Origin of the sequence: Fibrobacter sp. (assembly GCA_024398965.1) — a bacterium.
In the GTDB taxonomy this organism is placed as follows: domain Bacteria; phylum Fibrobacterota; class Fibrobacteria; order Fibrobacterales; family Fibrobacteraceae; genus Fibrobacter.
This window is the reverse complement of record JAKSIF010000018.1, coordinates 1-23633: the sequence shown is the minus strand read 5'-3', so window position 1 is coordinate 23633 and position 23633 is coordinate 1. Positions and strand designations below refer to the sequence as shown.

Below are 23633 nucleotides of genomic sequence, written 5' to 3'. Positions count from 1 at the left end.
GAGAGGTTAAAGTTTAAAGGTTAGCGGCAAACCAGAAGACGGATGGCATCCAAGCGGAGCTGCGGGTTGGAAATAATCTTCTTCCATTCCTGGGCGTTCTTGCGGAGCTGTTTCAACTGTTCGTTGTTACCCGCCTTGCCGCGCATCATCAGCAAATGGTTCATTCGCTGGTATTCCTGTTCGGCTCTAGCTTCCACGGCTTCTGCTGCAACTTCAGCCAGTTCCTTAGCCTGGGTCATAACCACTCGACGAGCAATGGCAAGGCCATCCTTACCAAAGTACTTAAGGGTCATATTTACGGCAGGATTACCCTGAGGCACAGGAACGTCCTTGAAAGAAGCCTTGGAAAGATCTTCCAACTTGGCAGACATGTCTTCGCCGGTAGGGCTTACCAACACGCTGAGGTACTTGGGGCCAGCAATATCAGACACGCCCCATTCCTCGGAAATGGAAAAGTCTACGGCAAAGTTGTACTGCATCAAAAGGCCGCGCATACCAGAGTTGGGCCAGATGTTGCAAGCTACAGCGCCATTGTCCAGCGTGGTTTCAAAATCCATCACACCCTGAGACAAGGGATGTTCAAGGCTGACAAAGTCCACTTCATCGTGAATCATGGCGACCTTACGGTCGAAAGTCACGGTCAAGCTGGAGGAATCGCTGTAGCGGGCATCTTCGTCACCGCCACCGGTTCCTTCGTCAAAGGTTCCCACTTCCTGGACCACACGACCGCCAGCACTGCTGCTTCCCGGAATACCGCCCACGGATTCAGGCATGCCCGGAACGGAGCCAGCTTCCACCTGGGTTCCCATGGTAATCACGAAACAGCCGGGGATCTTGCTCTTCTCAATTTCAAGACCGCGGTCCATCAAAGAGGAGAACACCAAGGTCTGCAGATCGGGAACGGCATCGATACGTTCAATTTCGTCGGTAATTTCCTTGGCCTTGGCCGGATTGCGGGAGTTAAATTCCAACAGACGGTCGCGACCCTTCTCGATGTTCTTGCGCATGGCATCGCTGTCTTTCTTGACCTTGGGAATCACGTTGTCGATGAAATTCTGGAGCAGTTCCTGAGGTTCAGCCAAAGAGGCAATCAGTTCGTCGGTATACTTCATGAACAGTTCGCCACCGCTCATCATAGGAGTACCAAAGGCGTTCAAGCCGTTGTGGTACCAGCGGAACATGACTTCCTGACCAGAGCCCTTCACATAAGGAACGTGAATGATAATGTCCTCTGTCTGACCGATACGGTCCAGACGGCCAATACGCTGTTCCACCAAGGAGGCGTCCAACGGCAGGTCAAAGAGAATCAGATGATGGGCAAACTGGAAGTTACGGCCTTCGGAACCGATTTCAGAAGCGATCAACAGGTTGGCACCATCGGGTCTACTGAAGTTGGCGGCAGCCTTGTCGCGGGCCATAATGGTCATGTTCTCATGGAACATGGAGAAGGCGCCCTCGCCCATGTATTCCGTCAGGAGCGCTTCAAGAGCTAGCACCACCTGCATAGATTCACAAATCAGGAGAACCTTGTCGTTCTTATGTTCCTTAAGGAACTTCTTGAGCCAGACGTATCGTTCGTCCCTAGCCCACGCATCGGAATAGGACGTGCAAAGCAGGCCGTTTTCCTGAATGTCGGTAGACATATCCAGATCCTGCTCCGCAGCAGCGTTCACCATGTCGCGATACTCAAGGTCCGGTTCCAGGGCAACTTCGTCGAGAACACGCTTGGGGAATCCGCCCACACCCTTACGGGTATTGCGGAACACCACAGAACCAGTGCCCACGGCGTCCACGATACGGCGAATCCATTCGTCCGCAGACATGGACTTGGCACTTTCCTGTTCCAGCCAGGGGCGGATCATGGACTTCTTGGGAACGATTTCGTTCAGGTCGTCCCAGCTCATCTGCTGACCAGGATCCGTCGGCAGCTTGTTCAGTTCATTAACCAGCTTGCGGTAGGCATCCTGGTCCTTGATAAAGTTGTTATAGTCGGCAAAACGAACCGGGTCCAGCATCTTAAGACGATTGAACTGGGATTCCGGATGGAACTGCAGCGGCGTACCCGTCAGGAGCAATACACCCTTGGAACGCTGGATAACCGCATTGGCCAAAAGGTACTCGTGGCTGGTAAAGCCATCTTCACAAACCAGGTGGTGGGCTTCATCGATAATCACCATGTCCCACTTGGTCTTCAGCAAGTCTTCGATAAGGGCAGGCTGTTTGATCAGGAAATCGATGGAGCAGATAATATCGTTGGCCACAGAGAACGGATTGGGCTTATCGTCGTCATCGGCCACGAAAAGTCCCTTCAGGTAGCCTTCGTCCACCAAGGTAAACAGGTGGTTGAAACGACGCTTCATTTCGATAAGCCACTGGTGCTTCAAAGTCTCGGGAACGATAATCAGGGTTCGGGTCAAGCGACCGCGGGCCTTCAGGGCATGCCAGATCATGCCCGCCTCAATAGTCTTACCCAACCCCACTTCATCAGAAAGCATTAGGCGGGGCAGCGCGGAGCTGGAGCAGGCGCGTTGGCAAAGGTAATACTGATGGGGAATCTTGCTGACACGAGGTCCAATCATACCGCGTACGGTCGAGGACATCCACTTGCAGGAAAGGTCCATGGACTGTTCGCGACGCTGGAACTGTTCGCTATTGGATACGCGATTCTCGGTCAAAGCTCGGAAAAGGTCCGCAGGCCTTGCAATGGAAATCTTTGCATTCAGCTCAGACTCCTTCATGGATCTACCGGCACGGCCCTCATAGACCATGATACCGTCCACTTCGGTCGCTTTTTCTACGGTAAAAGAAACACCCTTTTCACTCTTGGCGGTTTCGCCAGCTTCCAAAACAAAACGATCAACGGGAGCCCCCATGGAACGGTACATGCGCACATCGTTCACGGCAGGGAAAGAAATCTTGACAATACGGTCCTGCACCTCTGTGACTATGCCAAGCCCCAGAGAAGGTTCCGATTGACTTACGTAACGTTGGCCAACCTTAAAGTTCATCATAAGCCCCAAATCTAGTTTTTTTTCAAAATTTCGGCTTTTACGTCAATGCAGTTCCTAGCCGCTTTTTTACTACATTTAGTTCGTATGATTTGGTATTACATAGACGAAACCGTAACAGAGGGCGACCGACGCAAAGGCCCCTTCTCTATCGATGAAATCAAGGATTTTGTAAAGGCCGGCACCATAAAGCCCGAAACCTTGGTATGGCATTCTGGAATGGAAGCCTGGGTCACCTGGGCAGAAACCGAAGAAGCCAAGGAAGCCGCCGCAGAAAACATGACCGAAGAGGAACAGGTGAAGGCAGCCCTTGAGGCAATCCTTGCCCAGCATAAGACTGGCAAGCGCTACGCCACCTTCCTTACTCGAGCCCTCGCCTACTTCGTAGACAACTTCATCCTGTCTGCCTTCGGTGTTGTTATGTTGTTAGTAATGAACCAGATGCAGCTGGTTGATCTGGCAGCAATTTCTGACGCCATGAACGCCTACATTACCGACCCCAATTCCGAATCCGCCCTGAACAACCTGCTCGGCGCCACCGGTATGCATCTCTTCCTTACCATCTGGGGTATCGTCCAGGCAATCTACTTTATCGTATTCAATGCGCTAACCTCCTCCACCCCCGGCAAAAGACTTTTCAGAATTCATATCGAGACCTTTGACGGAGAAAAACTGACCTGGCTTTCCGCCATCGTCCGCTACGTGGCAAGCATTTTTACCCAGTTCACACTGATGTTCTACGGACTGGGCTACCTTATTGTCATTCTGGACCCCAAGCGTCGAGCTCTCCACGACTTTGTTGCAAGAACCCGCGTTGTCCACGAAGCCAAGGTCATTACCGTTAGCAAAGCAAAATTAAAATAGGGGCTGAACAAGACCCACATAAAAACAGTCTCCCTAAAGGGGGCCTTATAAGCAAGCTTTTTTAAGCTTGCTATTCTCATATACAAAGCCTGCAAGATATGGTAAAATTTCTAGATTTGGGCGTGTAAATTAAAGAGACTTGAAATGTACCAGTTTATTGTTCCCCAAGTTAAGCAGCCGCTGGTCGGCGAAGTTGAAGTTTCAGGCGCAAAGAACGCCGTGCTCGCCGTAATGGCAGCAGCCCTCCTGGCAGACGGTGTTTCCGAAATCACCAATGTTCCGCATCTGAAAGACATGAAGACAATGTCCGACGTGCTTCGCGTCATCGGTTGCCGCATTAGTGGCGAAGCCCACACGCTGAAGATCGACACTCGCGGTGCCGACCATCTTGAAGCACCCTATGAACTGGTCAAGACCATGAGAGCAAGTTTCTATGTGCTTGGACCTCTGGTGGCCCGCTTTGGCCGTTGCCGCGTTTCTCTTCCTGGCGGATGCGCCTGGGGCCCCCGCCCTGTCGACTTGCATCTGAAGGGCCTTGAAGCTCTCGGCGCAAAGATTACTTTGACCCGCGGTTACGTAGAAGCAACCTGCGACGGACGCCTTCCCGGCGGTACGTTCCACTTCCCTATTTCCAGCGTCGGCGCCACCGTAAATGTCTTGATGGCAGCAACCCTCGCCAAGGGTACAAGCGTGCTGCAAAATGCAGCTCTGGAACCTGAAATCGACAACCTGGTGGACTTCCTCATCGGCATGGGCGCAAAGATCCAGGGCCGCGGCACCCGTACCCTTACGGTGCAGGGCGTCGAAACCCTCCGCCCCGGTAATGGCTACACTATTCCAGACCGTATCGAGGCAGGCTCCTTCCTTTGCTGCGCCGCCATTACCCGCGGCTGCGTCAAGGTAAACAAGATCATTCCCGAACATATCGCCTCCACCCTGGACGCCTTCCGCGAAATGGGCTGCAAGGTGAACGTAGGCGCCGACTGGGCCGAAGTGGACGCCCGCGGTCAGGAACTGAAGCCCATCACCATCCAGACGTTGCCCTTCCCGGGATATCCCACGGACATGCAGGCACCCCTAATGGCAACCCTTCTTTCCATCCCAGGCAACAGCGTTATCCAGGACACCGTCTATAACGACCGCTTCAAGCATGTGGCCGAACTGGAACGTCTTGGAGCAAACATAACCATCAGCGGTAATACAGCCACCATCAAGGGCGGCCTCCCGCTGGAAGGTGCCGAAGTCATGGGTACCGACCTTCGCGCCAGCATGGCCATGGTCCTTGCCGCCCTCATTGCCGACGGCGAAACCAAGATCAGTCGAATCTACCATCTGGACCGCGGTTATGAAGACTTCGAAGCAAAGATGGCAAATCTTGGTGCCAAGGTGGAACGCGTCATCATTGACGCTGACGAACCGTAAATAATTCGCGATACCGCCACTGGCAAAATCGATATAAAAATGCCGTTGATCCTAGGACCAACGGCACTTTTGTTCTCTTCTAGAAAAAACTATGAGGTTTTAGTTTGCAGGAACCGGTGCAGAAGTTGTAGCCGGTGCTGCAGCCGGAGCAGCAGCGGGAGCGGCACTTTCTGTTGCAGGAGTTGCGTTTGCATTGGGAGCCGGTTCTGTAGCAGGTGCTGCGGCAGGTGCATTTTCCGTAGCATTCTGTTCTGCAGGCTGTTCCTTAGGAACGCAAACTTCGGCAGGAGTACCGTCCTCATTCTTCTTTTCTTCCTTTTCAAGAATTTCCTGAAGCATTTCGGCAGCTTGTTCAAATTCGCCGGATGCCTCGCAAGTCTTGTTGGAAAGGATCTTCTGCAGATACTGCTTCTGCATATCGATATCGCATTCATCACCGTAGATGTTAGCAAGCTTGAACATGGCAGGGCAAGTCTTCTGACCGTCCGGGAAGGCTTCAGACATACGAGCGAAAACCTTCTTTGCCTTGTCCATCTGATTTACATCAATCAGGCAGATTGCCATCCAGTACAGAGAATTCTCGGCAAGTTCGCCAGTCTTCATCTGTTCGTAGACCTGCTTGAAGCCGGAGTAAGCTAGCTTGTATTCACCGCGGTGATAATCTGAACGGGCTGTATTGAACATGGCCTCGGCTTCCACCAGCTTTTCAGCTTCGCGTTCAAGACTATCCAAGGACATGGGAGCAGCAGGAGCACCGCTAACCACCACTTTCTTGGCAAGAATCTTGTCGGACTTGCCTAACAGCATATCCAGACGGTAGATGATTTCTTCCTGTCTAGAGTCATTGCGTTCGGATTCGTCGGATACGCGACGAGAAAGCATCGTGATTTCAGCCTGCATTCGCTTCTGTGCAAGAGATGCAGCATTCAGTCGAGCATTGACAGAATCAAGTTCTGCACGCAAAGAATCATTCTGCGCACTCAGAGTTTCAACAGTGTAGGCAGCATTCTGCTGAACCGTTGTCTGCACATCGTTTCCGACGGACTTCATCTCCTCGGTACGAAGCATAGTCACCTTGCTACAACCGGTCAAAGCCATGGAAATGGCAGCCAAGCAAATAAAACCACTAGCCAAACGTTTCATATACGCCTCAGTAATTAAATCACGTTGTCGTTTTGCAATTCAAGAATTCAACCTTGGTCAAGGACAAGTAAACTTGCCCACAACACCCAGTTTATTACTCCTTGATGTTCACGCGGAAGTTGGCACGACGGTTCTGAGAATAAGCTTCTTCAGTAGCACCTTCTGCCTTGGGAGCTTCCTTACCATAGCTGACAGATTCCATGCGTTTGCCATCGATACCGTAGGCAGCCAGGAATTCCTTCACCTTCATAGCACGCTTTGCACCCAGGGTGAAGTTGTAGTCTTCAGTACCGCGAGCATCGGTATGACCTTCAATAGTCACAGTGAAACGTTCTTCCTTAATCAGGAGTTCGCCAACCTGAGCCAGCAATTCCTTAGCCTTTTCAGTCAGTTCGGAACGGTCAAAGTCGAAGTACACATCTTCGCTCATGATCTGGTTGATGAGCTGTTCCAGGCGAGCACGTTCTGCTTCGAGACGAGCACGTTCCTGGGCAATGCGTTCAGCTTCAAGACGAGCCTGTTCTGCAGCCAGGGAGTCTGCGTTAGGTTCTGCAACCGGGGCTGCTGCAGGAGCTGCTTCAGCAACGGGAGCCGGGGCTGCAGCAGGTTCTGTTGCAGGAGGCTGCGGCTTGGAGCAAGCAGCAAAAAAGAGACCAGCGGCGGATGCCACCAAAGCGAGTTTTACGATGTTTTTCATTTTGCACCTTCTTTTGTTTGTTGTTTATTTTCATCATCATAGAAGAAAGACCAAGTGGGAGAAGTATTCTCACCGGAATTGGTAATACGGGTCACATTGGAACCGTCCTTTCTCATGATATAAATTTGATAAGTACCACTACGGTTGCTTGCGAAAGCGATGAGCTTGCCATCAGGAGACCAGGTAGGATGCTCATTATTGCCTGCGTTATTGGTCAACTGAATAATGTCAGAACCATCGAGTGCGCAGGTGTAGATATTCATCTTGCCATTGTCCATAGAGGTATAGGCAATACGATCACCTTCCGGAGACCAGCTGGCACGTTCATTATAGCGTCCCATGAAAGTCACTCGACGCATATCGCTACCGTCCTTACCCATTACAAAAATCTGGGGACCACCACCGCGGTCACTGGTAAACAGGACTTCGGTAGCATAGGGGCTCCATGCAGGGCTAGTCTGGTTGCTCTTAAGGTATGCAAACTTCTTGGCTTTGCCTGTAGCTGGATTACCGATATACAAATCAGTCTTTCCATCAACCGTAGAAGAGAAAAGCAATTCGCCTGTTTTCGGATTCACCGCAGGGCTGTATGTCTGATCCAGCTGGGGGAACAGGGACTTTTCACTGCCGCCAAACATCTTGGAATAAAGCTTCGGGCGATGAGTCTTGAAGTTCACATAGATCAAGCCCTTGTTACCCGTCATCCACACAGGCATCATGCTAATGGTCGTATCACGAGTAATCTGGGAACGATGGAATCCGTCATAATCAGAAATCACAACCTGCTTGATTCCATCCATCTTGGAAACATAGGCTAGCTTTGTGGAGGCGACACCACGTTCGCCCCAAAGGCGATAAATCACCTGGTCAAAGAACTTGTGCATGGCACGGCGCAAGTCCTGCTGGGTAATGGTATAAGCTTCGCCCAACAGCAGGTCCTTGGTTTGAGAGACATACAAGAAGCATTCCAACTTCAGTTTGCCACCATCAACAGGAGTCACCTTGCCTGTGATATAATGCTTGGCTCGGCTACGGCTGAACAAGGCAAGATTAAACTTGTCAGAGGCAATTACTTCAAAGCGACCAGAAAGTTCCGCATCACGGGTCACAATCTGATGAGGCTTTTCTTCAATCCATTCAATTCCCTTGGTTTCAGTAAAAGGAACAACGCCAATAGGCATGGTCTTGAACACAGAGATACCCACATCTACGGCAATGGTATCAATGGCGGCAAAGCTCATTACCGGCGAGAACAGCAAGTATGCAAAGAGCACCAGCGATGCAAAAGAAAGCAACTGTTTAATCTTCGACAACATAAAATTCAGAATCCTCTAAACGGTAGTCAGGTCCTAGTTAGGAGTAAAGTTAAAGTGCAAAATCAACGAAGGGGCGCGATAGTTGGGCGGAAGCTCCGGAACCTTGGAAATTTGAACAGCTCTAACAGACAAATGATCCCAGGTCTTGTTTCCAGAGGAGCGCTTCAACGTGATCGCGGTAATTCCACCAAAGCGGTCCACCGTAAACTGAACTGTGGTCTTGATATCCTTACGGATCTTCAAGTTGCTGGGCGGATTGAAATTACCCATAATAATCTGTTTCAACCGTTCCAGATAAACTTGCATCAAGGGGTCCATATCCACAGAACCAACCGGATTCAAGCTAGGCGCTTCCACAGCCGTAGGCAAATCCATATCGTCAATTTCAAAATCGTCTACAGGTTCCTGCGGTTCCGGCTCCGGTTCTGGCTGCGGCTCAGGATCCGGCTGCTGTTCCGGTTCTGGGTCCGGTTTATTTTCTTCGGGCTTGATGTCCGGCGGAAGCTGCTTATTCACCTTGGGCTTCGGCGTGGGCTTAGGCTTTACATCGGGCTTGGGCTCCTGCGGCTCCGGCTTAGGTTCAGGGGGCTTTGGCTTCGGCGGAGTCGGACGCACCCTGGGAGGTTGCTGGACCTGGACCATTTCAAACACGGGAATAGGCTCCGGTTCCTTCTTAAAGTCGATATAATGAATACCGATGCAAACGCCCACTAGGAGAGCATGGAACAGTACGGCACACAGGATGATCTTGAACATCATCCCGTTATCGCTACTGGCGAAATACTGTACCTGTCCCTTTTCTTTTGCCACTATTTACCCGGCTGTTCCTTAGGGTTCATGGTAAGGAAACCAAGCTTGGTCACGCCCAGCTTTTGCACCTGGGTCACGACCTTCATCACAAGGCCATAGTTCACATCCTCGTCGGCATTGATGACCACAGCCATCTCGCCATTCCACAAGGACTTGAACACATTGTTAAAACTCTTGAAGTCAACCATCATATCGGCGATGTAAAGTTCTTCCTGCTTGGTGATAGACACCTTCAGGAGCTTTTCTTGCTCCATGGTGGGCGCTTCAGCCTTGGGCAAGTCAACCTTGACGCCCTGGCTCATGAGCGGTGCAGAAATGATGAACACGATCAAGATGGCGAACACGATGTCGATCATGTTCGTCAGGTTCATCTCCTGCTTAAGTTCTTTTCCGCGGCTACGCTTCACTCAAGCCTCCTAGCCGGCTACTTCTTCCAATGCCAGCAAGTCGCCGCGCTTGAACAAGCTCAGCACCTGGGAACCAAAGTTATAGTAGGAGATTTCGTTCTGTCCGTTATGGGAGGTAAAGTAGTTATAACCGGCAGAAGCGGGAATAGCAACCACGAGGCCGCCAACAGTGGTGATCAAGGCCATGGCGATACCGGGAGCAACCACGGTAAGGTCTGCAGAGCCGTGCTGGCCAATCTGGAAGAAGGCCACCATAATTCCCCACACGGTACCAAGCAGGCCAAAGAAGGGAGCCAGGTTAGAGCAAGTTGCAAGGAAGCTGAGGTAACGGTCTTCTGTTAGGCGCAGGCCTTCGATAGAACGCTGAATTGTGTCTTCCAGCAAGGAAGCACGATGCTGGATAGAGTCGTAACTCACGAAGTTACTGAACTTGGAGGCTTCCTTAAGAACTTCGTCGGTAAGGCGACGCAGGGCACTTTCGTCTGCAGTTTCGCACAAGGCCTGCAATTCAACGAACTGCTGAACATTGCTGAACTTACGGAAGAAAATCACGTTTGCACGCTGATTCTTCTTGTTCACGATGTACTTGACAATGATAATGCCCCAGGAGCCCAGGGACATAATTGCCAAAATGCAAAGGACAACGATAGTAGCGATGTCCGACTGGGTCACCATTTGGACTAAAGGAATCGAGTTATTCAAGATAAACCTCCCAGTTTTCTTGTAGAAAAGCCCACTAATTCCAGGTCAAGCCACGCCCCGAGGTCCGTCCTCGAAAATACGTAACTCGTTGATAGACAATAAGATAGCAATATTTTCATCAAGAGTTTTTCAACCTAGTATCCACAATCTACAAAAATACCCGCCTTGCGGGTACAATGTGTTTTTATTCTTACAATTTAGGGAAACTTAGGCAGAGAAATCCAGTTCTGTCTGGAGACTCTTAGGATGGAAACTCATGCGATGCTCAGGGGTATAGCCCTGTTTCTTGATGGCATCAAGATGAGCCTTGGTGCCGTAACCAGCGTGCTTATCAAACCCGTAGCCAGGGAACTTCTTTTCAAGTTCATCCATATAGCGGTCACGGAAGACCTTCGCCAAGATGGATGCCGCAGAAATACTTGCGATATGCCCGTCACCCTTGACCACAGGAATCTGGATATCCTGGGGGATTCCGCGGATTTTCAAATTTCCATCCACAGCAATCAAAACCTGGGGATTCTCTCCAGTGCCAAGGCCTGCAGCTTCTGCAAAGGAGCCCTTTACTTCCACAGGAATTTCCGGCGCAGACTCCTGGATTCCAGCCAAGCCTAGAGCCTGCAAAGCCCGACGCATGGCAAGAAAGTCAGCCTCAAGAATGTTGATTTCATCGATTTCTGCAACACTAGCGCTGGCGATGGCATAGCAGGAACAAGCGTCCTTCACCGCATCGAACATGGCTTCGCGCTTAGGGCGGGTCAGCTTCTTGGAGTCATTCAGCGTCAAAAGCGCATCGGGGCTTTTTAGAACAGCAGCACAAGCCACCACAGGGCCAGCCAGGGGGCCTCGGCCAACTTCGTCAATGCCTACAATAATTTTTCCTGGGAAGTTACCACGGATAGCAACCTCCCCCTCTACAGGAGATTCTATTCCATCAAGAAATGCAGGTGGTTTAAACTTCACCCCTTTAACCTTTATCCTTTCCGCTTTAAACTAAACTTTCCCCGTACTCCTTGATCGTACGCCAGTAAATGTCGTGTTCCTGCTCCAGAACGCGGGCCTGAAGCACCTCGGGAGTATCGTCTGGCATCACAGGCACCTTGCGCTGGGCAAGAATGCGGCCTTTGTCAATTTCGTTGGAAACCAGATGCACTGTAGGGCCAGATTCCGTTTCGCCGGCGGCAAGCACGGCTTCGTGAACGTGCAGTCCCCAAAAGCCCTTACCGCCAAACTTGGGCAAGAGCGAAGGATGAATATTCAAAATGCGGTCCGGCATTTTCTCGATAAGGCAATCCGGCAACTTCTTCATGTAGCCGGCCAAAATCAGCAGGTCCACCGGGCGTTCATCCAGCACAGCACAAAGAGCCTTCTCGTACTCGGCTTCGTCGGGATGCGTCTTACCCGAAATATGGTACACAGGGATACCGTAAGTGGTTGCATGACCAACAGCACCACAGCCCCCGTTATTGGTAATCAGGAACTTGCACTGTGCTTCTAGATCACCTTCACCAATGTGGTCGATGATCGCCTTAAAATTACTTCCGCCACCGGAAGCCATTACGCCTATCTTGAACATAGGCCTAAAAATAGAAAGATTTTAGGACATGAAGGAAGTCAGCATCAAGGCAACACCCAGAAAGACGGTTGCATAGCTGAGAATGAATGTCGGGGTGATCTTCATGTCCATAATATATCCCTAAGCCACCCAAATAAAAAGTGACAGCTCTCACAATGAGACAGCCGTCACAGTTAACAAAACGTTACTTTGAGGGGCGCGACTGCGCCCCTTTTCGCGCAACACTATTTCTTTTCGTCTTCAATCTTCCAGACAGGTTCCTCGGAAACCTTCTCTGCGATGACTTCGGGAGTGCCTTCGGCCACGGCTGCGTTGGATTCTTCAGGCAGCCAAGGCTTATCGAGACCCTTTTCCCAGCTCACAGTGGGGTTCGGATCCACAGAAACATCGACCACAGGCAGGCCCAGGAGTTCGCGGGCGCGGTTCAGGGCAGCGTCAATGTTACCCAGGGCGTTTTCTTCACCAAGCTGAGCCATGACACCTGCGCGAGTCAAGGCAACCACCGGCTGGGCATGCACACCAGAAAGCAACAGCTGGGTACCGTCGGCCTTGCAGTGGTTCAGCAAGTCTTCAATCATGTTGATACCGGCAGCATCGATACTGGAAACGCTACGCATGCGGAGGATAAGAATCTTGGGCTTCACAGCGATGCGGTTCAGGGTTTCCTTGAACTTGTCTACAGCGCCAAAGAACAGGGAACCGGCAAGTTCGTAAACCACCACACCCTTGGGAACCTGGCGTGCAAATTCGGTATGGGTCACTTCTTCGTCGTCAGCACGGATTGCATCGGTAACGGCATCCACTTCGGCAACTTCGCTCATACGCTTGATGAAGAGGATTGCAGCCAGGAGAACACCCACTTCGATGGCAACGGTCAGGTCGATAATCACGGTGAGGAAGAAGGCAACAAGCATCACCATCACGTCGCTCTTGGGGAGCTTGAACATCTTGATCACAGCGCGGTAGCCACACATATTGAAGGATACCTGGAAAAGCACTGCAGCAAGGGCAGCCATGGGGATCATTTCGGCGTACTTACCGAGAACCAGCATAATAAGGAGAAGCACCACAGCGTGAATGAGGCCAGAAATCGGGGAAACAGCTCCGTTACGGATGTTGGTTGCAGTACGTGCGATAGCGCCCGTTGCAGGAATACCACCGAATACCGGAGAAAGGAGGTTTGCCACACCCTGACCGAAAAGTTCAGTATTGGAGCGGTGCTTGGTAGAAGTCATACCGTCGGCCACCACTGCAGAAAGCAGGGATTCAATAGCACCGAGGATGGCGATAGTCAAGGCCGGCTGGAACACTTCACGCATCATGGCAAGGCTAATGTTGGGCAGATGCGGTGTGGGGAAACCAGACGGAATGTGGTTCTTCATGCCGATGGTCACAACACCGTGGCCGTTCACAGGATCATCCCAGCCAAGGACCTTCACGATGACGGTAGCAACGATAATAGCAATAAGGGAACCCGGAACCTTGTTGGTAATCTTGGGCCAGAAAATGCAAACAGCCAAGGCGATCAAGCCGATAATCACGGAGTAGATATTGATGGTGTCCATGGAGGAGGCGTACAGCTTGATCTTACCAACTGCATCAGCCGGGTCCTTAGCCAAGAAGCGAAGACCGAAGAAGTTGGGCACCTGGCCCAGGGCGATAATCACGGCGATACCTGCGGTAAAGCCCACGGTCACCGGATAAGGAATGAACTTGATGATGGCGCCAAACTTGGCAAGGCCCATCACAATAAGGATGATACCAGCCAAAAGTGTAGCGGAAGCCAGGCCGTCGTAGCCGTACTGGCTCACAATGCCGTAAACAATCACGATGAAGGCGCCAGTAGGGCCACCAATCTGGAAGCGGGAGCCGCCCAAAAGGCTGATGGTAAAGCCAGCGATAATGGCTGTGTAGAGGCCCTGTTCCGGACCAACGCCAGAAGCGATTGCGAAAGCGATTGCCAGAGGCAAGGCCAAAATGCCGACGATAACGCCAGACATAAGGTCGCTAATCAGATTTTGCTTGGTATATCCCCTCTTGATGGATTTTACCAGTTCAGGGGTAACGGTAGCTACAGATTCCTTCAAAAAATTCTTGATAGAATCCTTGGCGTTTATATTAGACATTTGGGCTTCTCCGTTCTTAAAAGAGCGCGCCAAATTTAAAAAAATCCCCCTTTCTTGTTAAGGGGGATTTTTTAGGTTAAAGGATAAAGGTTAATGGTTAAAGGAGAAAGGTTAAAGATATTTCTTTACGCTTTAAACTTTCCGCTTTACGCTAATTAACGCTTTAATCTTTCCGCTTTACGCTTTACAAAAGGCCTTTCTTTGCGGCGCGCATCAGGCTCTTGACCTGTTTTTTATCCATCTGGGGCACATCGGCGTCCTTGTCACGGCGGGATTTGGGAGCGCAATTTTCGCAAAGGCGCTTGACCACTGTACCAAAGCTAGCCGCACCATTGGAAACAGAAGTTTCCTTGAAACGGAACTTACGGAGAAGGGCTTCGGTCTTGCACTTGTCGCAAATACCCATCTGGGGAACAGCCGGTTCGCGCGGCTCACGGGCCTTCTTCTTGTCGCTGGTGTCTTCCCAGGCCTTGCTCTGGGCGGCAATTTTACGTGCGAAATGATCGTCTGTTAAGCTCATATTAACCTTCCTTATTTTATTTCTTTCAAAACTTCGTTATGCAGATACAGGGCAAGCAGCATATTGCACAAGGACGTGGGCGCGCCCTTTTCTGTAAAGAGGCTACGGCCGAACTTGCCTCGTTCCATCTGTTTTTCCTTGTACTGCTCCGCATGGAGCGCAAAATCAAAGACCTTGACCCGCTTGGGGTTCTTTTGTTCCAGGGACATAACCAGCTGGTTAAACAGCCCCACCTGTTCCGGAGCCTGGGGAAGCGCCTCGGCAGGAATAGTCAGAAAATGGACAGGAGACATAGTATTGCCCAGGACTTCGTCTGCCAGGGCGGCATACTGCTCAAAGACCAGGTTGGCATCAGCGCTCCGTCTCAATTCACGAAGACCCAGCCCAAAAATCATTCTGCCAGCCCTTTTCCCGATAATGTCGGAGGAGGCCCTGCCGGTAAGCTGGGAAATAGACAAGATGACAGGCGCGTTTATGAAAAACTGGATAGGTCGGTTGGCCTCGGTACACAGCAAAAGCTCGGTGAAGCGGTTAGCAGCCTCGCCCTGATCGCCAAAAAGTTCGTCACCTATGAGGAGTATACGATTTTCCACTGGTCATAATCTACACTCTTGCATCTCGTTTGACCACTGTCAAAACCCAAAAATCTTCTTTTTTTTGCCGATTTTCCACAATATGGCCGTCTGCCACCAGCGCCTGGGGCACATTTTCGATGGGAGATCCGTCGTCTAGATATATATGTAGTCTATGGCCAGCAGGAGCACCCGCCATGACTAGACGGCTCCTGGCTGCATTCCGGGGGCATACCACACCCCGCAGGTCCAGCACATCGGGAAAGCGACCCTTCAGGGATTCCGGCAACGGCAAAATCTTTGATTTTTCGCAAAAACCAGCAATTTCGTCCAGATATTCCTGGGGAGAATCCATCCATTCCCCAAGGGATATTCCTGGAATCTTTACAGAAACAACCTTGGCCAAGGCTTCCTCAGGAGGCAAAACCACCCCGGACTCACGCCAAATCCAGTCCGCACAGGCAAAGGACATCAATTTTTGCAAGGCAGCGTCAAACCCCTCGGATCCTTTATTTGTAAAAAACCAACGCCTAATCGGGCTATTTTGCATTTCATCGGCCATAATTAGTCTTTTTTTTGTTAAAAATCACATTAAAATGTAGCAAACATCACAAAGGGTTTCTATATTTGCCGCCAATGCTTTTTTCAAGCTCAGAGTTTTAAATAGGTTATACGGTTATTATGGCAATCAGTACAATCTTGCTAGACATCATGTTCGTGGTCTATGTGATCGCAGGTGTCGGCCTCGTTATTTACGGTTTCAGCTGCTACTATAGCATCTACTTGTTCCTCAAGAACAGCCGCACAACCCGTCTTACCGACAGAAAGAAGATTCTTCAGTTCTATCGTGAACATTCCATGGACGACCTGCCCCAGGTCACCACCCAGCTCCCCGTATTCAATGAAGCTAACTGTGTAGAACGTCTCCTTGAGGCAGTGTGCGCCATAGACTACCCCAAGAACAAGCACGAAATCCAGGTTCTGGACGACTCTACCGACGAGTGCTACGAAGTTGCAAAGAAGAAGGTCGAGGAACTGGCTGCCAAGGGTTACGATATCAAGCTCATCCATCGTACCAACCGTCAGGAATTCAAGGCCGGTGCACTTAAGGAAGCCATGGCTGTAGCCAAGGGCGACTTCCTTGCCATTTTCGACGCCGACTTCGTACCTGAGAAGGACTTCCTCCTGAAGACCATCCCCTACATGGTAATGGACGAACAGGTGGGCCTGGTCCAGGGTCGTTGGGGCCACTTGAACCGCACCGAATCCGGTCTTACTCTTGCTCAGTCCATCGGTATCGATGGCCACTTCGTGGTGGAACAGTCCGCACGTAGCTGGGGCAAGCTCTTCATGAACTTCAACGGTACCGCAGGTGTCTGGCGCAAGCAGGCCATCTATGGCGGTGGCGGCTGGGAAGGCGATACCCTTACCGAAGACATGGACCTCTCCTACCGTTCTCAGCTTGCTGGTTGGAAGATGAAGTTCGTGTTCGACGTGATCGTTCCTGCAGAACTTCCCAACGATATCAACTCCTTCAAGGCACAGCAGTTCCGCTGGGCTAAGGGTTCTATCCAGACCGCAATCAAGATTCTTCCCCGCGTTCTCAAGGCTGACGTTCCGACCCGCGTAAAGATCGGCGCCATCCTGCATACGACCCATTATTCTATTCACCCCTGCATGCTCTTTACCGCCCTCTGCGCATGGCCCCTGCTGGCATTCTTCGAACCCGTGGCACACCTGCCGGCTTGGGTTTACAGCATCGGATTTACTTTCATCTTCCTTGCTGCAATCGCTCCTTCTGTCCTTTACTTCGTTGCTCAGCGTTGCTCCGGCTACACCGGTTGGAAGGTTCGCCTCCTCAGCATGCCGATCTTGATGGCTCTGGGCGTTGGTATCGCAGTAAGTAACTCAAAGGCAGTGTTTGCCGCCATCACCGGTCGCAAGAGCGGCTTCGTCCGCACCCCGAAGAGCGGTGTGGGTCAGAAGAAGAAGGCTACCAGCCACTACAAGCAGAAGTTCCCCTGGCAGGCAATCCTGGAACTTGGCGTTGGCGTCTACTGTATCTTCGGTATGCTGGAATACATCGGCGCACAGAAGTTCATCATCGGACCGTTCCTCGCCCTCTATTCCATCGGTTTCCTCTCTGTGGGCGTGCTGAGCTTCATGCACTACCTGGGCAACCTGGTCGAAGTCCACAAGGCCCGTAAGGACGAAAACCACCACGTGGAAGACGTGGACAAGGGCCAGGGCTAATTCAAGCCAAGACTTTTAAAGACGCTCGCCACACGGCGGGCGTTTTTTTATTGTCATCGGTCGTAGGGAATCCCCAACCGAGAGTGTCGTGCGCTGGTACGGCTGTACCGAGTGCATCTTGTCAATCAAAAAAGAAGACTCCCTTTGATAGCTGGAATACAAGGTCATCGCCATCCTGTGATAACTGCGGAAGGCGCCAAGGGCCACAAGCATCAGAATGGAAGAAACCGCAATGGCTACCATCAATTCAAGCAAGGTAAAGCCCTTGACTACTTGACGCATTTGACAAGCCTCCGGAAGGACACCGTAGAAACCTGCACCTGGGCCCACGAAAGAGGAACTACGCCGGGAACAGGACTAAAGGTTACGATTGCAGAATCGCAAGGTATTCCTGAATCCACATTTCGGGATGTTGCCGGGCCATGAGAGGATGGACGCGTACTGACTTCGCAAGAAGGCGGATTATCTACCAGGGACTCCATGGTCTCCACAGCACAGACGAAGGCGTTCGCCCGTGATCTTTCCAGAGAACGCTGTTGATTGAAAAAGCCTACGATTGTCCCGAATACAACGGAACTGGTACTGAGGATAGCAAGGGCCACCAGTACTTCCATCAGAGTAAAGCCTTTCACGGGATGCTCCATTCGAAGGGTTGAAGGTTGCCAGACGTAAAAGCCGGATAAGGCGCCTGGGGCAGGCGGCCGGCCCGACGTACTTCCCCCGAGTCAAGAGGCTGCCCGAGGGAAAAGGCTACCGCCGGAAATAGCCCGCGGGACTTGTCCCGAAAGTCGACGCCAGCCCGAGAGATTATAACGCCAGAGAAGGCGAAGTCCTGACGCACCTCAATGCGGTCGGCGGAATAGGCCTCCAACCATCTGGCGGTCACATGGCCTGACAAAGACATTGGGCCCGAGGAATAGAGCCGCAGGGTGTCGTACCCCGCGGTCCCGCGAACCGTCAGGCTGCCGCTGGATTTGAAGTTCCCTACGGATGCGGAACCGTCCAAATCTACCAGCAGGTCCCCATCCTGAACGTAAAGGCTCATGCTACGAGCGGGTCCCATCATCCGGCGGTTTCCGGATTTTATCGTCAGGAAGGGGGCGTTCAAGATGGATTCGTCCAGCGATTTCGAGAAGTCCTCCCCCATCTGGAGAAGCTCCCTTCGGGACATCTCGTAAGGTTCGGCTCCCGCTAGCACATGGACTCTTCCCGCGGTCAGTTCCCGCCAGGGGCCGCGGCTACTTTCCGCAACCTTCGGCAGCCTCAAGTTCCAAGGTTCCCTGTCAAAATATCCCTCGGGCAGATGTTCCATTCGGGCAAGCAAAGCGGACTCCCCGTCGTAGATTTCCTGCTGTTCCCGTTCCAGCCGCATAGCAATCCGACGCACCCCTCCTGGCAAGTGGGTCAAGGACGTAAGCACCAGCGATACCGCCAGAACGATTCCAAGAACCATGGGCAGCGCCGCCCCTACCTTACCGTCAAATTCATCCGTTCCGATCCGCACGCCAATACCGCCTGGTCTCTAGTTATTTCTTCCACCCTGAACTTTCCCAAGGAATCCCCTAAACGCCAACTTCCCGACCTACCATCGAGAGACCCTAGAATCAATCTATTCTGGACAATCCCCCTTATCCGCACATCCAAGGAATCACACCTTTGATTGAACCTTTTCACAGCCGAATTTTTTTCTGAAGACTGGCCAACAAGCCGAGGTTCATCAGCCTCACCAGGCTCCGAAATCAAGGCAGGCCGATCCAGTTCCACAGGAGTTGCATCCTTGATTTCCGGAATCTTAAGGAACCCATCCCAGTTCCAGAAACAGGCGACTACTCCCAAAGCCAAGGCAAGGAGACCGCACAAGCCCCACGTCCTTACAAAATTTTCGTTAGCGGCATTCCCTGAGCAATTTTTCCAGAAAGGATCCCTTGCCGCAATCTTCAAAAAATCAGAGGTGCCCTTTTCAAGGGAAAGTTCCAATTCCTCATACCTTTCATTTCGCGATAACAAATCATCCTTTTTCATAAACCGCCTAAACCGTTGAAGCCTATTTTCCAGCATACTCCCATCCTGTTCCGGGAACCAGGTTTCCTCGGACCAGTGAACCAATCGACCACCACTAAACACCAATAGATACAGGACTTCGCCCAACAGATTCCAGACAAAATAATTTCCTGTATTATCCGTTTTGGCGAGATTCCGAATCGCACAATCAGCCGCCCCGAATACCTGGGCCTGATAAGGAATACGTCTGGAATTTTCCTCACCTAAGGTTTCTCCGTCATTGTCCCTGACTATAACCATGTAGCGGAATTTTCGTCCTTCCTGGGAATTGAAACTGATCATGGGTAAAAGCGTATAGCTACCGCCATTCTCCAGACGTTTGCAAGTCTTGGGGAAATCCTTGGCAAAGGCCTTTTCCAGTACAGACTGGGACGGAATCCCGTCAAAATTCGTGGTCCACTCCCAAGTCAAAATCTTCGCTTTCGCCCCTTTGATTCTTCTACGGAGCACCATGAGATTCCACCTTGGGCGTTATGAAAATGGCCAGCTCGTTGGTCTCCTCTTCCTCGGAAGTATAGCTGAACAGTCTTCCAATAAAAGGCAGGCTCCCTAGGAACGGTACTGCGGAACGAACCTCCGATTTATTCTTTCGAATCAATCCTCCTAGGCACAGGGTTTCTCCATCCTTCAGCCGCACCATCGTTTTCAAGTTTCTTGTGCTAATATCCCTTGGGCCATCGCCAGAGCTTCGCCCCGCTGTTTTAATCTCGGGAGAAACCTCCAGCGTAATGCTCCCCTCCTGAGTTACGGAGGGGGTCAACTCCAACGAAATGCCATCATTGAAGGAGCGATAATCCGTAATGGGATAACCCTCGGCAGAAACTTGGCTCACCAGGTAATAAACCGTATTGGTCACATTAAGTTCCGCCTTGTTCCCATTCAAGGTGGTCAGCTTTGGGCGGGCAAGAATCTCGGCCTCGTTACGTTCTTCCATGGAGGCAAGCTCCATCTCGAAGCGGTCCGGCAGAAGACCGATTTTTCCAACAGCTCCAACTCCGGAACGATCCTTCCCCAAGAAATCCAGATAGCCCCTTAGGTTTAAATCTCCCGCGGCAGATTTTCTAGCAGCGCCCCCACGAAGCCCGATTTCAAACAGATTGCCTTTCTTGAATTCCACGATAATGCAGGAAAGCGTGACCTGCAGGGCTGGAACATCTATCTGCGACAAGATGGCTTCCGCCATTTGGATTTCTGCAGCGGACCCGCCTAAAAGCAAAGCATTCTGCTCCTTGATTTCCGTAGCAACATAATTGGACCCCGATGAAAATTTTCCCAGATAATTCAAGGCCTTCTCGGAATGAACGTGTTTTAACGGATACAGCCTTGTACTCATAAGGGCGTTCCGCGAACCACCTTCGGAAACGTACAACGTTCCTCCATCCAGGGCATAACTGAGGCCACGCCCCTTGAAAAGGGCTTCAATCAGAACCTGCAAGGAAACGTCCTCAAATTTCAGGCGCACCGTTTCACGAACATCGCCATACATTGCCAAATTCAAGGCAGCCACTTCGGACAACTCCACCAGTACATCCATCAAGGGAGCGTCCTTGATGCTGGCGGAGTACAACGAATCATTTCGCTCGATACGGACCTTGTCTTCCCCGGAGCCGTCATTGGAATTTTTCGCTTTGGGCATTTGGACGTACAGATAGCCGTTCATCTCGCGAATACGGAAACCGCAGGATTGCATAAGGCTGACAAACGCCTTACGGGGCTGCATCCGGTGCAGTTCGCCCGAAATCTGGCCCTGCACCTCTGGCGACATCAGGATATTCAATCCTGAGTTCAGGGCATACTCCCGGACAAATTCCCGCACATCCTTTTCCCTGACAGAAACATCCACTAGGGAATCTGCCGTTCCTTCGGGAGGGGCTATCCATCGGAACTCATGCTCCCCCCGCCAAGTCCTATTCCGAACGCGATAAACATTGCCATCTTGAACCAGTTCCAGCCCGTTCGCCTCACATAAGGCAGTCACCCCTTCCAGGAATCCAAGACCATCCAAATGAAAAGTCACCTTGCGTTCAACATTTCCATCCACAAGGATCGGCGTATCAAAGGCAAGGGAAACAGCGCGAATAACCTCCTGCAGAGGTGTATCCACAAAATCCATGGATTGGGCCAAAACCATGGAAACCTGGAAAAAAATCCCCAGGATTGCAAATAAAATCTGTCGAAGATACAAGAAACCTTCTTAGGTTCTGCCTTTGCTTTTTTGCTATTGAAAAAGCGCCCCCGGCCAGGGGATATACGAACATGGTTCGTTCGAACTCAGCTTGAACATACAAATTCTCACGGTAGAAAACCACAATTTTGTAAACGGTTTCAAAATCCAAGCTATTTTTCCCACTTTTTGGGGAAAATCCCTTGCCAACAGGTAGGGATATTCATAAATTTTGGACATGAAAATGATTTATGCTCTTACAGTTGCATTCGACGGCCGATGGTGGCGCGGACTCTAACATAGAGTCTGGTATTTGCAAATTGTATCGCGCGTCAAAAGCGTAAGAGCAAAGCGGCAAGGCTTCCAGACTCCCTGGAGGCCTTAAATTTTTCCAAGACAAATTGAAATCCTCCGGGTCGGAACCACTACCCTGTTTCGGGTCGTAAAGCCTCGCCAAAAAGAATTTGGCCCTCGGGCCAGCGAGTTTAAAACGAAGGATTAAAAATGACTGAACCTCGTACCGACAGCATCTACGTCGCCCTCCCCGGCGAACGTTATACACCCTTCTCTCTCGGCAAGAAGCTGGGAGCAAAGGCTATCTTCGAATCCGCCTCTTTCGCCCACGGCAAGAGCCGTTACTCCACCCTGATGGTGGACGAAGGCTTCCGTCTCCGCCAGAATGAAAAGGACGTGTCCATCGTCGTCGATGGCAAGGAAAGCGTTTTCCTCAAGGAAGGCGAAGGCGACATTTTGGACGCCCTCATGAAGATTTCCGCAGAAAACACCGTGCCCCCTAACCAGATTCCTATTCCCTCCTCTGGCGTAGGCTACCTGGGTTACGAATTCTGCGCCCGCTGCGATACCATTAACCTGGCACCCCAGGTAGATGAACTGAACATTCCTGAAGCCGAATTCATGGTGGGTCATATCTACATCGTATTCGACCACTACACCGAAAAGCTTCACCTGTTCGCCCTGAACTACGAAGAACACCAGATCGACCTGCCTGCCGCAATCGAAAACGTGAAGAAGCGCCTTTCAGACATGGACTTCAGCTACCTGGCTCCGGAACCGGAAGTGGCCAAGGGCGTTACCGTTACCGATCTTTCCAAGTCCAAGGAAGAATACACCGAAAAGGTGGTGGAACTGCAGAAGCACATTGTGGCAGGCAACATCGTTCAGGCAGTGCCTTCCCGCCGCATCCAGTTCACTAGCGACATCGAGGCTCTGGACATTTACCGCCGCCTCCGCTCCGTGAACCCCTCCCCCTACATGTTCTACCTGGATTACGGCACCCACCAGTTTATCGGCGCATCTCCCGAAAGCCTGGTCCGCGTCCGTGACGGTATTGCCACCATCCACCCCATCGCAGGTACCCGCCGCCGCGGCAAGAACGACCTGGAAGATGAAGAATTGATGAAGGAACTGAAGGCCGACCCCAAGGAACGCGCAGAACACCTGATGCTGGTTGACCTGGCTCGTAACGACCTGGGCCGCGTCTGCTCTGCCGGCACCGTCGACACCGTGAAGTACATGGAATGCGAAAAGTACAGCCATGTGATCCACCTGGTTTCCGACGTCCAAGGCAAGGTCAGCCCCCTCAAGAAGTCTATCGAAGTGCTCCGTTCCAGTTTCCCTGCAGGTACGGTGAGCGGCGCTCCCAAAATCAGCGCCATCGAAATCCTTTCTGGCCTGGAAAAGGTCAAGCGCCGTTTCTACGCTGGTGCCGTAGGCTACATCGAATCCGATGGCGACCTGGACTTCTGCATTTCTATCCGTTGCTGCCTCAAGCAGGGCAAGAAGATTAGCCTGCAGGCCGGCGGTGGCATTGTGGCCGCCTCCAACGCAGAACGCGAATTTGAAGAAACTAACGAAAAGCTGGGTGCCGTTCGTGCCGTCCTCGAAGGTACAAAGTAAGGAGCAGCAAAATGATCGTTTTAATTGACAACTACGATTCTTTCACCTACAATGTGTATCAGGCTCTGGCCAAGATCA

22 protein-coding genes are annotated in these 23633 nt (G+C 51.4%); 4 read left to right on the top strand and 18 right to left on the bottom strand.

Features of this window, described 5'->3' with window-relative positions; translation table 11 throughout:
- Positions 1 to 20: 20 nt before the first annotated feature.
- Positions 21 to 3011, bottom strand: coding sequence for an RNA polymerase-associated protein RapA (gene rapA, locus MJZ26_08750; GenBank protein MCQ2105866.1), 2991 nt, complete (start codon positions 3009 to 3011; stop codon positions 21 to 23).
- Between the two features lie 84 nt (positions 3012 to 3095).
- Here rapA and MJZ26_08745 point away from each other — a divergent pair, with 84 nt between their 5' ends.
- The gene (locus tag MJZ26_08745; protein ID MCQ2105865.1) at positions 3096 to 3872 is read left to right on the top strand and encodes an RDD family protein; all 777 of its coding nucleotides are present in this window, start codon (positions 3096 to 3098) and stop codon (positions 3870 to 3872) included.
- A 144-nt stretch (positions 3873 to 4016) separates the two neighbouring features.
- On the top strand, positions 4017 to 5294 hold the full coding sequence (gene murA / locus MJZ26_08740) for a UDP-N-acetylglucosamine 1-carboxyvinyltransferase (GenBank protein ID MCQ2105864.1): 1278 nt from the start codon (positions 4017 to 4019) through the stop codon (positions 5292 to 5294).
- Between the two features lie 99 nt (positions 5295 to 5393).
- On the opposite strand, the gene MJZ26_08735 is transcribed toward murA, so the two are convergent.
- The 12 genes from MJZ26_08735 to MJZ26_08680 form a co-directional block, all read right to left on the bottom strand.
- A complete protein-coding gene (locus tag MJZ26_08735; protein MCQ2105863.1) occupies positions 5394 to 6437 on the bottom strand; it encodes a tetratricopeptide repeat protein in 1044 nt (347 codons plus the stop codon).
- 94 nt (positions 6438 to 6531) lie between these two features.
- Positions 6532 to 7134 (bottom strand): OmpA family protein, encoded by a 603-nt coding sequence (locus tag MJZ26_08730; GenBank protein ID MCQ2105862.1) that lies wholly within the window; start codon positions 7132 to 7134, stop codon positions 6532 to 6534.
- Complete coding sequence (locus MJZ26_08725) at positions 7131 to 8450, bottom strand: translocation protein TolB (protein ID MCQ2105861.1); 1320 nt, start codon at positions 8448 to 8450, stop codon at positions 7131 to 7133. Before MJZ26_08725 ends, MJZ26_08730 begins: the two co-directional genes overlap by 4 nt.
- Before the next feature lie 33 nt (positions 8451 to 8483).
- The gene (locus MJZ26_08720; GenBank protein ID MCQ2105860.1) at positions 8484 to 9260 is read right to left on the bottom strand and encodes a TonB C-terminal domain-containing protein; all 777 of its coding nucleotides are present in this window, start codon (positions 9258 to 9260) and stop codon (positions 8484 to 8486) included.
- Positions 9260 to 9667 carry a biopolymer transporter ExbD gene (locus MJZ26_08715; GenBank protein ID MCQ2105859.1) on the bottom strand — a complete coding sequence of 136 codons (408 nt, stop codon included), beginning with the start codon at positions 9665 to 9667 and terminating at the stop codon, positions 9260 to 9262. The genes MJZ26_08720 and MJZ26_08715 overlap by 1 nt, the downstream gene beginning before the upstream one ends.
- Positions 9668 to 9676: 9 nt before the next feature.
- Positions 9677 to 10342, bottom strand: a complete 666-nt coding sequence (locus MJZ26_08710; GenBank protein ID MCQ2105858.1) for a MotA/TolQ/ExbB proton channel family protein — start codon at positions 10340 to 10342, stop codon at positions 9677 to 9679.
- A gap of 234 nt (positions 10343 to 10576) precedes the next feature.
- Positions 10577 to 11296, bottom strand: a complete 720-nt coding sequence (locus MJZ26_08705) for a ribonuclease HII (protein ID MCQ2105857.1) — start codon at positions 11294 to 11296, stop codon at positions 10577 to 10579.
- Positions 11297 to 11354: 58 nt separating this feature from the next.
- Positions 11355 to 11942: a phosphoribosylglycinamide formyltransferase gene (purN, locus tag MJZ26_08700; GenBank protein MCQ2105856.1), complete on the bottom strand. Its 588-nt coding sequence runs from the start codon at positions 11940 to 11942 to the stop codon at positions 11355 to 11357.
- A gap of 224 nt (positions 11943 to 12166) precedes the next feature.
- Positions 12167 to 14068 carry a sulfate permease gene (sulP, locus tag MJZ26_08695; protein ID MCQ2105855.1) on the bottom strand — a complete coding sequence of 634 codons (1902 nt, stop codon included), beginning with the start codon at positions 14066 to 14068 and terminating at the stop codon, positions 12167 to 12169.
- 184 nt (positions 14069 to 14252) lie between these two features.
- Positions 14253 to 14588: a hypothetical protein gene (locus MJZ26_08690; protein MCQ2105854.1), complete on the bottom strand. Its 336-nt coding sequence runs from the start codon at positions 14586 to 14588 to the stop codon at positions 14253 to 14255.
- Between the two features lie 11 nt (positions 14589 to 14599).
- Positions 14600 to 15181, bottom strand: a complete 582-nt coding sequence (locus MJZ26_08685) for a hypothetical protein (protein ID MCQ2105853.1) — start codon at positions 15179 to 15181, stop codon at positions 14600 to 14602.
- Positions 15182 to 15191: 10 nt separating this feature from the next.
- The gene (locus tag MJZ26_08680) at positions 15192 to 15632 is read right to left on the bottom strand and encodes a sulfurtransferase TusA family protein (protein ID MCQ2105852.1); all 441 of its coding nucleotides are present in this window, start codon (positions 15630 to 15632) and stop codon (positions 15192 to 15194) included.
- A 209-nt stretch (positions 15633 to 15841) separates the two neighbouring features.
- On the opposite strand from MJZ26_08680, the gene MJZ26_08675 reads away from it, so the two are divergent.
- Entirely contained in the window at positions 15842 to 17413 is a 1572-nt protein-coding gene (locus MJZ26_08675; GenBank protein ID MCQ2105851.1) for a glycosyltransferase, read from the top strand.
- A 15-nt stretch (positions 17414 to 17428) separates the two neighbouring features.
- Here MJZ26_08675 and MJZ26_08670 read toward each other — a convergent pair whose 3' ends face one another.
- Genes MJZ26_08670 through MJZ26_08650 form a run of 5 tightly spaced genes read right to left on the bottom strand, consistent with a single transcriptional unit; the run spans position 17429 to position 21605 of the window.
- Positions 17429 to 17695: a prepilin-type N-terminal cleavage/methylation domain-containing protein gene (locus MJZ26_08670; GenBank protein ID MCQ2105850.1), complete on the bottom strand. Its 267-nt coding sequence runs from the start codon at positions 17693 to 17695 to the stop codon at positions 17429 to 17431.
- A complete protein-coding gene (locus MJZ26_08665; protein ID MCQ2105849.1) occupies positions 17683 to 18045 on the bottom strand; it encodes a prepilin-type N-terminal cleavage/methylation domain-containing protein in 363 nt (120 codons plus the stop codon). The genes MJZ26_08670 and MJZ26_08665 overlap by 13 nt, the downstream gene beginning before the upstream one ends.
- Positions 18042 to 18866 carry a hypothetical protein gene (locus MJZ26_08660; GenBank protein ID MCQ2105848.1) on the bottom strand — a complete coding sequence of 275 codons (825 nt, stop codon included), beginning with the start codon at positions 18864 to 18866 and terminating at the stop codon, positions 18042 to 18044. Before MJZ26_08660 ends, MJZ26_08665 begins: the two co-directional genes overlap by 4 nt.
- Positions 18867 to 18880: 14 nt before the next feature.
- Positions 18881 to 19927 (bottom strand): hypothetical protein, encoded by a 1047-nt coding sequence (locus MJZ26_08655; GenBank protein ID MCQ2105847.1) that lies wholly within the window; start codon positions 19925 to 19927, stop codon positions 18881 to 18883.
- Positions 19914 to 21605, bottom strand: a complete 1692-nt coding sequence (locus MJZ26_08650) for a type II and III secretion system protein (GenBank protein MCQ2105846.1) — start codon at positions 21603 to 21605, stop codon at positions 19914 to 19916. The genes MJZ26_08655 and MJZ26_08650 overlap by 14 nt, the downstream gene beginning before the upstream one ends.
- Positions 21606 to 22142: 537 nt before the next feature.
- On the opposite strand from MJZ26_08650, the gene MJZ26_08645 reads away from it, so the two are divergent.
- Entirely contained in the window at positions 22143 to 23555 is a 1413-nt protein-coding gene (locus MJZ26_08645; GenBank protein MCQ2105845.1) for a chorismate-binding protein, read from the top strand.
- The last annotated feature ends 78 nt before the right edge of the window (positions 23556 to 23633 follow it).

Coding starts and splice junctions, on each gene's coding strand:
- rapA (MCQ2105866.1), bottom strand. CDS start 3,011: ATGATGAACTTTAAGGTTGGCCAACGTTACGTAAGTCAATCGGAACCT.
- MJZ26_08745 (MCQ2105865.1), top strand. CDS start 3,096: ATGATTTGGTATTACATAGACGAAACCGTAACAGAGGGCGACCGACGC.
- murA (MCQ2105864.1), top strand. CDS start 4,017: ATGTACCAGTTTATTGTTCCCCAAGTTAAGCAGCCGCTGGTCGGCGAA.
- MJZ26_08735 (MCQ2105863.1), bottom strand. CDS start 6,437: ATGAAACGTTTGGCTAGTGGTTTTATTTGCTTGGCTGCCATTTCCATG.
- MJZ26_08730 (MCQ2105862.1), bottom strand. CDS start 7,134: ATGAAAAACATCGTAAAACTCGCTTTGGTGGCATCCGCCGCTGGTCTC.
- MJZ26_08725 (MCQ2105861.1), bottom strand. CDS start 8,450: ATGTTGTCGAAGATTAAACAGTTGCTTTCTTTTGCATCGCTGGTGCTC.
- MJZ26_08710 (MCQ2105858.1), bottom strand. CDS start 10,342: ATGGTGACCCAGTCGGACATCGCTACTATCGTTGTCCTTTGCATTTTG.
- purN (MCQ2105856.1), bottom strand. CDS start 11,942: ATGTTCAAGATAGGCGTAATGGCTTCCGGTGGCGGAAGTAATTTTAAG.
- sulP (MCQ2105855.1), bottom strand. CDS start 14,068: ATGTCTAATATAAACGCCAAGGATTCTATCAAGAATTTTTTGAAGGAA.
- MJZ26_08690 (MCQ2105854.1), bottom strand. CDS start 14,588: ATGAGCTTAACAGACGATCATTTCGCACGTAAAATTGCCGCCCAGAGC.
- MJZ26_08680 (MCQ2105852.1), bottom strand. CDS start 15,632: ATGTCCTTTGCCTGTGCGGACTGGATTTGGCGTGAGTCCGGGGTGGTT.
- MJZ26_08675 (MCQ2105851.1), top strand. CDS start 15,842: ATGGCAATCAGTACAATCTTGCTAGACATCATGTTCGTGGTCTATGTG.
- MJZ26_08670 (MCQ2105850.1), bottom strand. CDS start 17,695: ATGCGTCAAGTAGTCAAGGGCTTTACCTTGCTTGAATTGATGGTAGCC.
- MJZ26_08660 (MCQ2105848.1), bottom strand. CDS start 18,866: ATGGTTCTTGGAATCGTTCTGGCGGTATCGCTGGTGCTTACGTCCTTG.
- MJZ26_08655 (MCQ2105847.1), bottom strand. CDS start 19,927: ATGGTGCTCCGTAGAAGAATCAAAGGGGCGAAAGCGAAGATTTTGACT.
- MJZ26_08650 (MCQ2105846.1), bottom strand. CDS start 21,605: ATGGTTTTGGCCCAATCCATGGATTTTGTGGATACACCTCTGCAGGAG.
- MJZ26_08645 (MCQ2105845.1), top strand. CDS start 22,143: ATGACTGAACCTCGTACCGACAGCATCTACGTCGCCCTCCCCGGCGAA.